This is a genomic window from Mesorhizobium huakuii, assembly GCF_014189455.1.
Lineage (GTDB): Bacteria > Pseudomonadota > Alphaproteobacteria > Rhizobiales > Rhizobiaceae > Mesorhizobium > Mesorhizobium huakuii_A.
Map to the genome: position 1 here is coordinate 681,974 of NZ_CP050296.1, position 14,611 is coordinate 696,584.

Genomic DNA, 14,611 nt, shown 5'->3' on the forward strand with positions numbered 1-14,611 from the left:
CTCAGTTCCCGGTCGACTGGCTGCTATCGGCCATCTTGGGCGTGGAAGATATGGAAGAAGAGGTCTGTGCCCGGTCCTTGACCTCGCCGGTCGTCTCGTCGATCGTCACTTCGACGCCCGTCGCGTCGCCGCCGGGGCGCACCAGTTGCAGGCCCTCGACGATGACGCGGTCGCCGTCGCCAACGCCTGAATCCACCAGCCAGTTGTTGCCGACGCTGTTGCGCACGGCCAGCACGCGCGTCTCGACTTTCCCTTGCGCGTTGATGACCATGGCGGTCGCCTCGCCCTTGGTGTTGCGGGTGACGCCGCGCTGCGGCACCAGGAAACTGTTCTGGGCGACGCCCTCTTCGACCAGCGCCCGCACATACATGCCCGGCAGAAGCAGGCGGTCGGGATTGGGGAACTCGGCCCGCAGCGCAAAGGTGCCGGTGGTCTGGTCGACATTGGCGCCGGCGAATTCCAGCTTGCCGGTCTGGTTATAGATGGTGCCGTTCTCGAGCTTCAGCTTGACGCTGACATTGGGGCCGCTGAACTTCAGCCGGCCCTCATTGATAGCCTGGCGCAGATTGAGCAAATTGGTGCTCGACTGCGTGACGTCGACATTGATCGGATCGAGCGAACGGATGGTGGTGAGCAAGGTGTCCTGATTGGCGGTGACCAGGGCGCCTGGCGTCAGCGACGACTTGTCGATGCGGCCGGCGATCGGCGCGGTGATCTTGGTGTAGTCGAGATTGATGCGCGCGGTTTCGACACTGGCCTTGGCAGACGCCACATCCGCATTGGCCTGGGCCAGCGTTGCCGCGGCATCGTCGTAATCCTGTTTGGAAACAACGTTCTGCTTCAACAAGCCGGCATAGCGGTCGAACTTGGCCTGCGCCGTCGGCACCGCCGCTTCGGCCTTCTGCTGGGCTGCCTGCGCGCTGTCATAGGCGGCCTGGTAGCTCGCCGGATCGATGAGGTAGAGCGGCTGCCCGACCACCACCTCGCTGCCCTCTTTGAACAGCCGTGCCTGGATGATGCCGTTGACCTGCGGGCGCACATCGGCGGTGAGCGAGGCTGACGTGCGTCCCGGCAGTTCGGCCGTGATCGCCACCGATTGCGGATGCAGCGTGACGACGCCGACCTCCGGCTTGCCGACGCCGCCCATGCCGGCGGGAGCTTTGCTCCCCTCCTGCGAACAGGCCGCCAGAAGAACCGTGGTGATGAGTATCGCCGCGAGCCGGCGGACCGGCAGGGAGGACGGACTAGACTGGATAGACATGGCCTGGATGATCTTTCGCTGGAGTTGCGGTCGCCGTCTGGCTGTCGGGATCGGAGCGTTCCACCAGCAGCCGCGCGAGATGCCGGCCGAGGAAGCGCTGGATGTCGTCCATGAAGGTGTAGACGACGGGAACATAGACGAGGCTGAGCACGGTCGAGGAGATGAGTCCGCCGATCACGGCGATCGCCATCGGCGCCCGCGTCTCGGCGTCCGCGCCGATGCCGAGCGCGATCGGCAACATGCCGGCGCCCATGGCGATCGATGTCATGACGATGGGCCGTGCCCGCTTGCGGGCGGCGTCGAGCAGTGCGTCGAGGCGGCTCATGCCACGCTCCTTCTCGGCGACCAGGGCGTACTCGACAAGCAAGATCGAGTTCTTGGCCGCAATGCCCATCAGCATCAATATCCCGATCAGCGGCGATATACCAAGCGCCTTGCCGGTCATCAGCATGAAGCCGAGCGCACCGCCAATCGAAAGCGGCAGCGCGACCAGGATGGTCACCGGCTGCACGAAGCCTCGAAACAGCAGCACCAGCGTCAGGTACATCAGCAGAATGCCTGCGGCGATCGCGGTGGCGAAGCCGGAAAACAGCTCCTGCATGCGCTGAGCGTCGCCGCGCGCCAGCTCTTGCACGCCGGCCGGCAGATTGCGCATCGCCGGCAAGGCGTGGATGGAAGCGGTCCCCTGGCCGAGCGTCAGGCCGGAAAGATCCGCCTCGACCGTGGCGCTGCGGCTGCGCCCCACCCTGGTGATGCTGTTTGGCCCGGCATTGAAGCCGATATCGGCCACCGCACCCAGCGGCACCGTGCCCTTGCTGCCGATCAGCGGCAGCACCGCCAGTTTCGCCGGATCGTCGATGGCGCCGTCGGGCAAGGTCACGACGATCGCAACCTGGCGGTCGCCGAGATTGAACTTGGCCAGGCTGGTGTCGGTGTCGCCGATGGTGGCGATCTTCACCGTCGCCGCGATCTCGGTTGGCGTGACGCCGAGTTCGGCTGCCCTGGCGCTGTCGGGGCGCACGATCAGTTCCGGTTTGGTCGTCGCCGCGGTCGACTTCGGATTGATGAGGCCGGGCACGGATTTCATCCCGTCGACCAGCGCGTCGCTTGCCTTCTGCAGCGCCTCGCCATCGTCGCCGACCAGCGTGATGGCGACCTTGGCGCCGGCAAAGCCGTCGGCGCCGAACTGGATGCGCCCGCCCGGAATGTCGTTGAGCTTCGGCGAGGCCTCGGCCTCGAACTGCTGCTGGCTGACGCTGCGCTCGCCGCGTGGCTTCAAATTGACGGTGACATTGGCGCTGCGCACCTCGGCCGATGTCGATCCGCGGTTCGGACCACCGCCGGATGAAGCCGCCGTGCCGATCGTGGCGAATATGCTGTCGACGGCCGGCTCGGCCTTCAGGCGCCTTGTGATGTCCTGGACGACGGCGGTCGTCTGTTCGATCGTCGAGCCCGGCTGCAGCTCGACCGAGATCATCGAGCGGCCGCGATCGGTCGCCGCCATGAATTCGGTCGGCAGTTTCGTTGCCAGCCCGATCGAGCCGGCGAAGAAGGCGATGCCGGCGACAAGCGTGATCCAGCGATGGTCGAGCGCCTTGCGCAGCAGCCACAGATAGGTCGGCACCCAGGCCGGCAGGTCGTCCTCGCTGTGGCCGCCGGCGCGCACCAGATAGGCGCCCATCAACGGCGTCAGCATGCGCGCCACCAGCAGTGAGAACAGCACCGACACGCAGACGGCGACGGCGAAGGAGAAGAAGAATTTTCCCGGAATGCCGGGCATGAAGGCGACAGGCAGGAACACCGCGATGATGGTCGCCGTGGTCGCCACCACGGCAAGCCCGATCTCATCGGCCGCCTCGATGGCAGCATGATAGGCGCTGGCGCCGGTCTGGCGCATATGGCGCACGATGTTCTCGATCTCGACGATGGCGTCGTCGACGAGGATGCCGACCACCAGCGACAGCGCCAGCAAGGTGATGTTGTTGAGCGAGATGTCGAACGCCGCCATGACGGCGAAGGTCGGGATCAAGGACAGCGGCATGGCGACCGCCGACACCAGCGTCGCCCTGATGTCGCGCAGGAACAGCCAGACGACGCCAATGGCCAGCAACGCGCCGAGCCACAACGCCTCGAACGCGGCGTCATAGCTCTCCTGCACGAAGCCGGAGGACGAGGTGACTTCGGTGAATTTCGCGGTATCGGTCTTGGCGCCGATGTCGGCGATCGCGGCGCGCGCGGCCTTGACCACGTCGATCTCGCTCGAACCGACCGAGCGGTAGACGTTGAAGGCGACAACCTGTCTTCCGTCGAGATAGGCGGCCTGGCGCGGCTTTTCCCAGCTGTCGACCACGCTGCCGAGATCGGAGAGCTTGACGCCGCCAGCGCCATTGAGCGCGATGTCTGTGTCGGCCAGCGCCTCGACAGAGCCGGCACTGGCCAGCGTGCGCACCGACTGCTCCTGGCCGCCGACGCTGGTGCGGCCGCCCGGCTGGTTGACATTGTTGGAGGCGAGTGTCTGGCTGACATCGCCGGCGCTGATGCCGAGCGCGGCGAGGCGGTCCGGATCGAGCTCGACACGGATGACGCGGTCGACGCCGCCCGAACGGGTGATCTTGGAGACGCCGTCGACGCCGAGCAGCGCCTTGGCGACATCATTGTCGATGTACCAGCTCAGCGCGTCCGGCGACATCGAGGGCGCCTCGACGACATAGGTCAGCACCGAATTGCCGGTCGCGTTCATCTTGGCCACGACCGGCGACTGCGCGGCCGCCGGCAAGCTCGACTGCACTTCGGACACGGCGTTGCGGACATCGTTGGCGGCGGTCTCGGGATCGATGCCCAATGTGAACTCGACCGTGGTGACGGACGAGCCCTCGCTGATCGAGGTCGAGACGTCGTCGACGCCTTCCAGCGTCGCCACGGCGTTCTCGATCACCCGCGCCACCTGCACTTCCATTTCGCTCGGTGCCGCTCCCGGCTGCGAGACGGTGACGGTGACCGTCGGCAGGTCGATGTCGGGCATATTGTTGGTGCGCAGCTGCATGAAGCCGTAGAGGCCGGCGATGGTCAGCGACAGGAACAGCACGATGGTCGGCACCGGATTGCGGATCGACCAGGAGGAAATGGCGTTCATCGCGCCGCCTCCGTCACCTTGCCGGCGGCGCCGGGTTGCGCGTCGGCGATACGCACCAGATTGCCGTCGCTGAGGAAACCGGCGCCGGCGACAACGACGCTGTCACCCTCCGACAGTCCGCTTTCTATGGCGACCCGGCCGTTCTGGTGCGCGCCTATGGTGACGGCGCGCGTGGCGGCCTTGCCGGCGTCGTCGACGACGAAGACAACAGGCTTGCCGTCCTGCCAGACCAGGGCGGCCTCGGCAACGCTGAGCCTTTGCGAGGCCGCTCCCGCGATCGACACGCGGGCGAACATGCCGGGCTTCAGGCCCGAGCCTTCGCCCAGCCCGACATAGACCGTGGCGAGCCGCGTCGTCGAACTGACCGTCTCGGCAATGGAGGACACCTGCCCGGCAAAAGTCCGGCCCGAAGCGTCGACGACGTTGGCCCCCTGCCCGACCGAGACCGATGGAAGGTCTTTTTCGGGGAGAAGCACACCGACTTCCAGCCTGCCGTCGCGGATGATCTTCATCAGCTCGGTGCCGGCCTGGACGATCGAACCGGCGACCGCCGGCCGGTTGGAGACGACGCCGTCGAAGGGCGCGAGGATGGTCGCCTGGTCGAGTTGGGCCTGCAGCCGCTCAGTAGCGGCCTTGGCCTGCTCGAGCGCGGCCCGGCCGGTCTTGACGGCGGTCGCCTTGTCTTCCGCCGTCTCAGCGCTGATCGCCTTGCTGGCCAGCAGCCTGTCGGCGCGGCCGGCGGCGGAGATCGCCGTGTCCAGCGTCGCCTGCGCCTGGTCGACGGCAGCCTTCTGCTCCGCCAGCTGTGCCTTGAGCACCGAGGCGTCGAGCTGCGCGACGACGTCGCCGGCCCGCACATGGTCGCCTTCGCCAACCAGCACTTCGGTCAATTTGAGGCTGGAGGTCTCGGCGCCGATGGCTGCTTCCTGCCATGCGGAGACGGTGCCGGTGGCGCTGATCGACGAGGCGACCGCCTCGGATCGCACCTTTTCGACCGCAACCGTCAGGCTGGCCTGCGGCGCCGCGACAGTCTGCGTGGCCGGTTCAACGGTCGCGCGTCCATAGGCTCTCAGCGCCGCCATCGCCCCCAGGACGATCAGCACGCCGGCCAGGACAAGATAGGTCTTACGCGATCTTGCGGTCATGATGTCCGTGGTCATTGGGCTGCTGCGAAACCGGCAGCGACAGGCGCCAGGCGGCGAAATGCAAGCGCACCGCGCCCTTCAGCGTATCGGCCGGCAGCGCCGCCGGCGTGGCGGCATGGCTGGCGCGCTGGCCGAGCGAGAGCCTCGGGCTCATCGATGCGATCAGCCGCAGCATCATCATGGCTTCCCACATTGCCGTGCTTCCATTGTGGATGATTTTCAAAGGTGGGATGGCGGAGCATGCCGCCATCCCACGAGACCGGCCGGCCCGAGAACGGGTTGGACACCGGGCCGGCCGGAGCAGCCGGACGGAGTTGTCAGCCGTTCCCGGGCTGGGGTGGCGGAAGCTGTCCGCCCTGGTCGGGCGGACCTCCAGGTCCGGCTGCATCTTCCGGCGGGCCGCCCCAGGGACCGGGGGTGGTCCGTGGGGTCGTTCCGCCGAAGCCAGGATTTCGAGCTGTTCAGGCGACAGCTTGGTGCGCAATTCGGCTATAGCCTCCTTCAGTTTGGCGGCCGAAGCCGCGCGCGCGGTAACCTCGTCGGCCAGCCTTTCCTGGAAGGCGAAGGGATCGGGCTTGCCGCCCGGAGCCGCATCAGGCCCCTTGGCCTCGGCGCCACCCGGGCCGGGGCCACCGGTGCCGCCGGGGCCGCGATCATGCCGTGGCGGCGCAAGCACGGCCTGCAGTGCACTGGTGTAGTCGCGCCAGGCGTCGAGCTGTTCGCTGCGGATACCGACGCGCGTCTCCAGCGCCGCCAGCCGGGCGGCCAGCATGAATTCCGGCGGCGGTCCCATGCGGTGCGCGCCAAAGCCTTCGGGGCCAAAGCCCTGCGGGCCAAAACCCTGCGAACCGTGCCGCATCGGCCCATGCGGGCCATTCTGGCCGAACCACGGCATCGGGCCATGGTCCGGTCCATCCTGAGCGATGACCGGCGGCTCGCCGGCGCCGGCATCGGGCTGTGCCGCCAGCACCGGGTGGATTGCGGCGACGGAAAACAGGCCGAGCGCAAGAAGTCTGCTTCGCATGACGGTGTTCCTTTCTCTCATGCATCGGACATCCCTGAGGATAGGAAGCCTGTTTGTCCGCTTCGCGTCGGCGTGTTGCCGAAGGTTTCCGCAAAGGGGCAATTTGTTTCCGAATGTTTCCCGCCCCCGGCCAGAAACATTGCGTTGCAATTTTCCATGCCGCTCGCGTGTGCGGTCCCTATAATCAGCGCCAAGCAAGGGCACGCATGATGCAATCACAACCCCATATCCTCGTCGTTGACGACGACCGCGAGATCCGCACGCTGCTCGGCCGCTATCTCGACGGCCAGGGTTTTCGCGTCTCGGTGGCGGCGGACCGGCGCGAATGCGAGCAGAAGCTTGGCGCCGGCCAGTTCGACCTCGTGGTGCTCGACGTCATGCTGCCGGACGGGTCTGGCCTCGATATCTGCCGCGGCTTGCGCGACCGCAAGCCGCATGTCCCGGTCATTCTGCTGACGGCGCTGAAGGAGGATGTCGACCGCATCATCGGCCTGGAGCTCGGCGCCGACGACTATCTCGGCAAACCCTTCAACCCGCGCGAACTGACCGCCCGCATCCGCGCCGTGCTGCGGCGCGCGGCACCCGAGGAGGCGCCGGCTCCCCGCCCCCGCATCTACCGCTTCGCCAGCTACCGGCTGGAACCCGACACCCGCAAGGTGACGGACGGGCGGGGCGAGCTCATCGACCTCACCGGCGCCGAGTTCGACCTGTTGCAGGTGTTCCTCGACCGCCCCGGCCGGCTGCTGTCGCGCGACCAGCTGCTTGACCTCACACAAGGCCGCGAACGCGACCCGCTCGAACGCTCGGTCGACGTGCTGATGAGCCGGCTGCGCCGCAAATTCTCGGACACCGGCGACGGGCCGCTGTTCAAGACCGTGCGCAATGGCGGCTACCAGCTCACCGCGCGTGTCGAGACGGTGGAGATCCCGGCGTGAACTCGCTGCGCCGAAGGCTGATCATCCTGCTGGTGGCCTCGATCATCGGCGTCGTCGGCCTCGCCACGACCGTGGCGATCAAGGTGCTCGGCGGGCCATCGCCGGAACTGATCATGGGGCCGGTTGCCCGTCAGGTCCAATTCATGGTGCAGCTGGTTCCCGGCCATGTGCCTGGCGCGGGCGATGCTCCGCTGACCATCCGCGACCACCCCGCCGATGGTCCGGTGGACCGCAAACACACGCGCGTGCTCAACGACATCCTGCGTGACGACGGCCTCGGCCTCTCGGCCGTTGTCAGCCGTACTCCGGGCACTCCCGGCATGGTCGCGTCGGTGGCGCTTCCCGACAAACGCTGGATGATCATCGACGTCCCCGACTTCGATCCGCCGAGGGATGTCTGGCTGGTTCTCGCCGGTTGGATCACGCTGATCGCGCTCGGCGCCACTGCCGTGTCGGTCTATTTCACCAGCGTGCTGGTGCGGCCGCTGGAGATGCTGGAGGCCGCCGTCTCGAAGATCGGCTCGGACGGCTTGCTGGCGCAGTTGCCGGAAGAGGGCTCGGCCGAGGTCAGGGCGACGGCGCATGCGCTGAACCAGCTCTCCTCGCGGCTGCGCACGGCCATGGAGAGCCGTATGCGGCTGGTGGCCGCCGCCGGCCATGATCTGCGCACGCCGATGACGCGCATGCGGCTGCGCGCCGAATTCCTCGACGAGGAGCGCGACAAATGGCTTCACGATCTCGACGAACTCGACCGCATCGCCGACAGCGCCATCCGCCTGGTGCGCGAGGAGGTGAACCAGGACGCCGTCGAGCCGCTGGACCTGGAAAAGATGGTGCGCGACATCGAAGCCGAAATGGTCACGCTCGGCCATGCCGTCTCGATCGGCCCTCTGGACAAGGTGTCGGTGCGCGCCGGCGCGCTCGGCCTGCGCCGTGCCCTGCGCAATCTGATCGTCAACGCCGCCACCCACGGCAAGGCCTGCACCATTGCCCTTGCCGCCACCGACAGGCGCGCCGTGCTGACCATTTCCGACAACGGCCCGGGCATCCCGCCCGACCTCATCAACAAGGCCTTCGAACCCTTCTTCCGCGTCGACCCCGGCCGCCAGCAATTCATCCCCGGCGCGGGGCTCGGCTTGGCCATCGCCAAGGAGATCATCGAGCGCTACGGCGGGACGGTGACGCTGGAGAACCGCAGGGGTGGCGGGCTGGCGCAGACGGTGGTGTTCAAGGCGGTGTGAGGCGTAAGCGAGCCGCCTGGTCAACCGACAAAAATGGGCGACTATGCTGCATCGCGAAAAGCCAATGATTCCAATTCATTCGCGGGTAAATCGGTATGAACCAAAATAGATAAAATGTAGATTTCTCAAATTTCAAGATTTTTTTACAGAGATTCTAACGCCTCCTGTCTCCGGGGCAGAAATGCTTCCAATCAACCAAAGCGAGTATACCGATACAACTCGAACCAAAAAGGTTGAAGTGCTATCGAAAATCGCAAGAGACCGAAAAAATGGCGGCTTTTTGCCAATTTCTAGCCTTGCTCACGCAAGTATTTCATCTCGCTAAATTTTTTGTGTTGCACCGCACAATGCCGTGACCGAACCATCGCCTGGGGGACTCATTTGCGACTGGACATACGCCGTGGAGGATTCCGCCAGCTTGACCAACTTGAGCTGTCCATCCGTCGAATTCGTTCCTGGCTCGGATGGACCCGCAAGGCTCGGGTTTGACGGTGCCGGGCCGAGGACAGGTACCGTCCATGTTGGCCCCCGGCTCGAAGCGGCCAGACGGCACGGACATCATAGGGGCGCAAGCTGATGGCAAACGCCCGCGACATCCAACTGGATGCACTGAGGGCCATCGCCGTGACGATGGTGTTGTACTCCCATTTCTTCGCGGCGGGAGGATCTTCCTTTTGGGGCCATATCGGCGTGCGGCTGTTCTTCGTGCTGAGTGGCTTCCTGATCACGCGCCTGCTGCTGGAAGCCCGCGCGGCCGCCGCGTTTGAAACCGGCCCCGCGCTGCGGTCCTTCTACATCAGGCGGGCGCTGCGCATATTCCCTCCCTATTTTGCCGTCCTTGGTTTCGTCTGGCTGGTCGACCTGGAACAGTCCAGGGGATCGCTGGTCTGGCATGCGCTTTATCTGTCGAATTTCTGGTATGCGCTGCGCAATGACTGGACGCCCTGGGTGCTGTGCCATTTCTGGAGCCTGAGCATCGAGGAGCAGTTCTATCTAGCCTGGCCGCTGGTCGTCCTGCTTGCCCCAAGGCGGCGCTTTGAACAGATCTGCATCGGCGTCATCGCGCTGTCGCTGGCCTATCGCTTCTACTGGCCGGTGACCGCCACTCCGGCGCTGGCGCGCGACCTGCTGCCGCCAGCGTCGATGGATGCGCTGGCCTCAGGCGCGCTGCTAGCCTGCTGGCGGTCAAGGGGCGCCGGCCTGCCGCAATGGATGCGGCTGAGCTGGCCGGCTTTCGCGGCCGCGTTCCTGATGATCGAGTGGTTTGTCCCGGCACCTCCCGATCCGACGCTGGAATGGGCCCGTTGGCTGCTGCTGCAGGTCCTGCCCCTGGTGCCGCTGATAGTCATCGTCGCCGCCTGTTCGCGCGGCCTCGGCGGCACCCTTGGCAGGCTCGCGGAGCTGCCGCCGCTGCTGGCCCTCGGCCGCATCAGCTACGGCGTTTATCTCTATCATCCGATATTGCTGTCGCTCGCCGTCAAGTCGCAGCCCTGGATTCCGCTCAATGTCTCGCAACAAGGGCCAGGACGGTTCCTGGTTGCAAGCACCGCCACGATCGTCCTGGCCTCGATTTCCTGGCTGGTTTTCGAAAGGCCGCTCAACAGCCTCAAGCGCCACTTCCCGTATGTCCGGCAAGCGCCCGCCGGTCATGCCGGCTGGTTTGCGAGGCCGGCGGAAGCCTATCCCGGCGGGTCGCCCGATGGCCGCACGCCATCCCTCGACCTCCCGCGAACGGATGCAAGACCATGACCGCCGCGCCGCTCGTCTCCGTCCTGCTGCCGGTCTACAACGCCGGACCCTATCTCGCCGCGGCGCTTGGAAGCATCCTGCGGCAGGACTACGGCCGCCTGGAGGTCATCGCGATCGATGACGGCTCGAGCGACAATTCGCTCGAAATCCTCGAGCGATACCGACAGGCCGACAGCCGCGTCTCGATCATCTCGCGCGAAAATCGCGGCCTCGTCGCGACGCTCAACGAAGGGCTGGCGGTCGCAAGAGGCGAGTTGGTCGCGCGGATGGACGCCGACGACATTGCCTATCCCTGGCGCCTGTCGCGCCAGGTGGCGCTGTTTGAACAGCGGCCCGAGCTCGGCTTCTGCGGCGCCGGCGTCGACATGTTGATCCGCGGCCGTATCGCCAGGGGCAAGCCCGATCCGGTGTTCCAGTTCGGCCGCATGCCCATACTGGCGATGTTCTTCACGATCTTCATGCACCCGACGGTCGTCTACAACAGGAAGGTCATCGAAGACGCCGCTCTCACCTACGACCCGACCTACCGGCACGCCGAGGATTTCGATCTCTTCAGGCGGCTGGCCAGCCGCTATCCGGCAGCCATGATGGCCGAAAACCTGCTCGTCTACCGTACTCATCAGGGGAGCGTGACCCACCGACACAGCAAGGAGATGCGCAGAACGCATTTGCGCATCGTGGCCGAGAACCTCGAGCGCGAGGGCCTCGCGGAAGCCATGCGGGACCTGCGCGACATCGGCGAAGCGGTCAGCCTCGACACGGTTACCCGCGCGGCCGACTTCATTCTGGCGCTGGAGGAGCGGATCCGCTCGCTGCCGGACGAGACGCGGCCGAGCTTCGAGGCCGGCGCGCTCAACCTGTTCTATTTCCTTTACCAGCTCGTCGCCGACGAAAAGCAGCCCGCATTGACGCACGAACTGCTGACGCGGACCGCGAAATGGAACGCCATCCGGCGGCGTGAGAAATATGCGTTGCGGCCGGGCGCCTGGGCGCCCTGGCTCAGCCGCGCCTCGCTGTCGGCCGGCAAGCAAGCGGACGCCGTCGAATACTTCTTCAAATCCGCGCCCGCCGCGGCGGTTCTGGCATCTCATCAGGTGGGCTAGAGGCATGACCATCGAAGCCCACCAACCTCTACAGCGCGATCGTTCGACGGCGCTTGGCGCCGCCCCGGCCGGTCTGCGAGCGGAGCGATCAGGCCCGGAAGTCAGCTTCATCATCTGCACGCGCAACCGCGTCGCCGTGCTCGAGGCCTGCATCCAGTCGGTGCAGGCCGCGTGCCGCGCCCATGCCGACTTCGCGGCCGAGCTCGTGGTCGTCGACAATGGCTCGAGCGACCGCACGGCGGAACGCCTGGCCAGCATCGCCGCTATGTCGGACATTCCATTCACGCCCGTTTGCGAGCCACGCCGCGGACTGGCGGCGGCCCGCAACGCCGGATTGCGGCACGCGCGGGGGCGCGTGCTGGTCTTCGTCGATGATGATTGCGCGGTGCATCGCGACTATCTCGCCGACCTGGAGCGACATTATTCCTCCGGGGAACAGTGGCTCATCCGGGGAGGCCGTGTCGAGCTTGGCGATCCCAGGGACTTGCCTTTCACGATCAAGCGATCGCGGGTGCGCGAGCGGCTGACGCCCGATATTCATCCCGGCGGCTTCGTGCTGGGCTGCAACATGACGATGCACCGCGACGTCGCGGCCCGCATCGGCTATTTCGATGAGCGCTTCGGCGCGGGCGGGCCATTGCGCTCGGCGGAGGATACCGATTACCTCGTTCGGGCGGTGTTGCTCGGCATCGCTGTTGAGTACGTGCCTGATATGACGATATTCCATCATCACGGCCGGCGGGATCGCAAAGCCATCGAAAAGCTCCACCGCGACTACAGCCTGGGCAATGGCGGGCTCTGCCTGAAACACATTCGCCATGCGCCCTGGCTGCTTCGCCATTTCTACTGGGCCGTGAGAGGGGCTTTCCGGGAATTGGCGGGCGGGCCCGCGTTCGATCGCGAACTCGATCTGTCGCACTGGCCGATCATCGGCATGAATCTGCTCGGCGCGGCCAGATACGCGCTGCTCCTGCTGGTGGGACGGCCGCAGGCCGAGCCGGTGCGGCAGGATCAACAAGCCAATGCCGAGGCACCGCTCTGATGCCGTTGCTCCCGCCTAGCCTGCCGATGCTGTTCCGCGCGTTCGGAAAGCGGCAACTGCGCCTGGTTCCGGCCGTGGTGGCTCTCGGTCTGGTCAGCGCCGCCCTCGAAGGGTTCGGCATCGGCCTGATCATCCCCCTGCTGGGCATCATCATGGGACACGGCGATGCGACGGGAATGGCTGGGTTCTCCGCTGTCCTCCAGCAGGTCGGATCGGGCTTCAGCGAGCGCGACAGGCTTATCGTCATTTCGGCCGCCATACTCGGCTCGATCATCCTGAAGAACGTCTTCGCCTTCGCCAACACGCTGCTGACGACCTTCATCTCCGGCAAGGCCAGTCATTCGATCCGCAGCGCACTGTCGGAGCAGCTCCTGCGGGTCGGCTACCCCTTCTTCCTGCGACAGAGCCCCGGACGGCTGCTCAACATCATCTCCAACGAATCCTGGCGGGCGTCCGATGCGATCCAGATCATGCTGTCGGCGATCATCAGCGCGTCGGCCGCCATCATCCTCCTGGCCTTTCTGCTGCTTTTGTCGTGGCGCATGACGCTGCTGGTCACGCTCGGACTGGCGCTCGTCCAGATCGCGCACGCCATCCTCTCGGCCAATCTGAAAGGCCCCAGCCGCAGCGTCGCTTCGCGCAACAGCCACCTCGCCTCGCAGATGCTGCATCTGGTGCATGCCGGACGCCTGATCCGCATCTTCGGCCAGGAGAGCCGGGAAAAGGCGATCTTCGACACCGCGTCCGACGCGGTTCGCCACGCCTCCTTCGTCCTGCAGGTCCGCCAGGGCGCGTTGCCGCCGCTGACGGAGGTTCTCCACGCCATGCTGTTCCTGGCGGTGGTGATCGGCGCCTGGCTGGCGCAGGTGAGTTTCCCGATGATCATCGCCTTCGTCATCCTGCTCTACAGGCTGCAGCCGCATATGCGCGCCCTGCAGGGGTCGTGGAGCCAGTTGCAGGGCCTGAGCGGATCGCTGGAAGAGGTGACATGGATGCTGGATCCCGCGGGCAAGCCCAGGCCGCCGCAAGGCGACGGACCGTTCCACGGTTTGCGCCAGGGCATCAAATTCGATGACGTAACGTTCACCTATTCCGGCACGGACCAGCGTGAGGTGGTGCTGCATGCGGCGACGTTCGCAATCAACAGTGGCCGCTCGACGGCGCTGATCGGCCGCTCGGGCGCCGGCAAGACGACGATCGTCAATCTTCTGTGCCGCTTCGTGGAGCCGGACAGCGGCAGGATCCTCGTCGATGGATCACCCCTCGATGGGATCGACGCCAGCCAGTGGCGGCGCCACATCGCACTGGCCAGCCAGGAGCTGGAACTGGTCGACGGCACCATTTTCGAGAACATAAGCTACGGGCAGGATGCGGCGACGATCGGCGACGCCGAGCGCGCCGCAAGACTGGCCGAAGCGCATGAATTCATCGAGCGGCTGCCTCAGGGCTACGAGACGCTCGTTGGCTACAGGGGCGTCAATCTGTCGGCCGGACAGAGGCAGCGGATCGCGCTCGCCCGGGCCTTGGTGCGCGATCCCGATCTGCTCATCCTCGACGAAGCCACCAATGCTGTGGACGGACTGTCGGAAGCGGCCATCGTCGAGACCCTGAAGTCGAGGGCGGGACGGCGCACGACCATCGTCATCAGCCATCATCACAGCACCATCTCGTTCTGCGACGACGTGGTGATCCTGAGCGGCGGCCGGGTGAAGAAGCAGGCCCCTTTCGGCGCCCTGGCATCGCTCTCCATGGACGAGCTTTACCAGCATGAACCGCTTGACTGACATGGGTCCGGGCAGCGATTCTCGGTGCGACCCTCGGCCGTCCGAATCAGTGGCCCGTGCTTGCCGCTCGCACCTTGCGCGATCGCACCAATGCCACGCGGCGCCCGGACTCGCTACCGTTCCTTCGCGGCGGACCTGTCGATCCGCCCGGGCCGGTGCCCATCGCTCACTCTCCAGATGCGGCGCCGGCCTCC

10 protein-coding genes are annotated in these 14,611 nt (G+C 66.0%); 6 read left to right on the forward strand and 4 right to left on the reverse strand.

All coding sequences use genetic code 11. The annotated features are described in order from the left end of the window. Position 1 precedes the first annotated feature (1 nt). The 4 genes from HB778_RS03330 to HB778_RS03350 are packed head-to-tail and all read right to left on the reverse strand — an operon-like array spanning position 2 to position 6,563. Positions 2 to 1,261 (reverse strand): efflux RND transporter periplasmic adaptor subunit, encoded by a 1,260-nt coding sequence (locus tag HB778_RS03330; protein ID WP_183461455.1) that lies wholly within the window; start codon positions 1,259 to 1,261, stop codon positions 2 to 4. Continuing rightward, positions 1,245 to 4,394: an efflux RND transporter permease subunit gene (locus HB778_RS03335; protein ID WP_244661792.1), complete on the reverse strand. Its 3,150-nt coding sequence runs from the start codon at positions 4,392 to 4,394 to the stop codon at positions 1,245 to 1,247. Before HB778_RS03335 ends, HB778_RS03330 begins: the two co-directional genes overlap by 17 nt. Next, a complete protein-coding gene (locus HB778_RS03340) occupies positions 4,391 to 5,554 on the reverse strand; it encodes an efflux RND transporter periplasmic adaptor subunit (RefSeq protein WP_183461457.1) in 1,164 nt (387 codons plus the stop codon). The genes HB778_RS03335 and HB778_RS03340 overlap by 4 nt, the downstream gene beginning before the upstream one ends. Then, a complete protein-coding gene (locus HB778_RS03350; RefSeq protein ID WP_348524670.1) occupies positions 5,520 to 6,563 on the reverse strand; it encodes a hypothetical protein in 1,044 nt (347 codons plus the stop codon). Before HB778_RS03350 ends, HB778_RS03340 begins: the two co-directional genes overlap by 35 nt. A 209-nt stretch (positions 6,564 to 6,772) precedes the next feature. On the opposite strand from HB778_RS03350, the gene HB778_RS03355 reads away from it, so the two are divergent. The 6 genes from HB778_RS03355 to HB778_RS03380 all read left to right on the forward strand — a co-directional run bounded on the left by HB778_RS03355 (position 6,773) and on the right by HB778_RS03380 (position 14,417). Next, positions 6,773 to 7,498 carry a response regulator gene (locus HB778_RS03355; RefSeq protein ID WP_183461461.1) on the forward strand — a complete coding sequence of 242 codons (726 nt, stop codon included), beginning with the start codon at positions 6,773 to 6,775 and terminating at the stop codon, positions 7,496 to 7,498. Next, positions 7,495 to 8,739 (forward strand): ATP-binding protein, encoded by a 1,245-nt coding sequence (locus tag HB778_RS03360; RefSeq protein WP_183461463.1) that lies wholly within the window; start codon positions 7,495 to 7,497, stop codon positions 8,737 to 8,739. The genes HB778_RS03355 and HB778_RS03360 overlap by 4 nt, the downstream gene beginning before the upstream one ends. Before the next feature lie 576 nt (positions 8,740 to 9,315). Continuing rightward, positions 9,316 to 10,488 (forward strand): acyltransferase family protein, encoded by a 1,173-nt coding sequence (locus HB778_RS03365; protein WP_183461465.1) that lies wholly within the window; start codon positions 9,316 to 9,318, stop codon positions 10,486 to 10,488. Further along, positions 10,485 to 11,591 carry a glycosyltransferase family 2 protein gene (locus HB778_RS03370; protein ID WP_183461467.1) on the forward strand — a complete coding sequence of 369 codons (1,107 nt, stop codon included), beginning with the start codon at positions 10,485 to 10,487 and terminating at the stop codon, positions 11,589 to 11,591. Before HB778_RS03365 ends, HB778_RS03370 begins: the two co-directional genes overlap by 4 nt. A 4-nt stretch (positions 11,592 to 11,595) precedes the next feature. Then, positions 11,596 to 12,633 (forward strand): glycosyltransferase family 2 protein, encoded by a 1,038-nt coding sequence (locus tag HB778_RS03375; protein ID WP_183461469.1) that lies wholly within the window; start codon positions 11,596 to 11,598, stop codon positions 12,631 to 12,633. After that, on the forward strand, positions 12,633 to 14,417 hold the full coding sequence (locus HB778_RS03380) for an ABC transporter ATP-binding protein (RefSeq protein WP_183461471.1): 1,785 nt from the start codon (positions 12,633 to 12,635) through the stop codon (positions 14,415 to 14,417). The genes HB778_RS03375 and HB778_RS03380 overlap by 1 nt, the downstream gene beginning before the upstream one ends. Positions 14,418 to 14,611 lie beyond the last annotated feature (194 nt).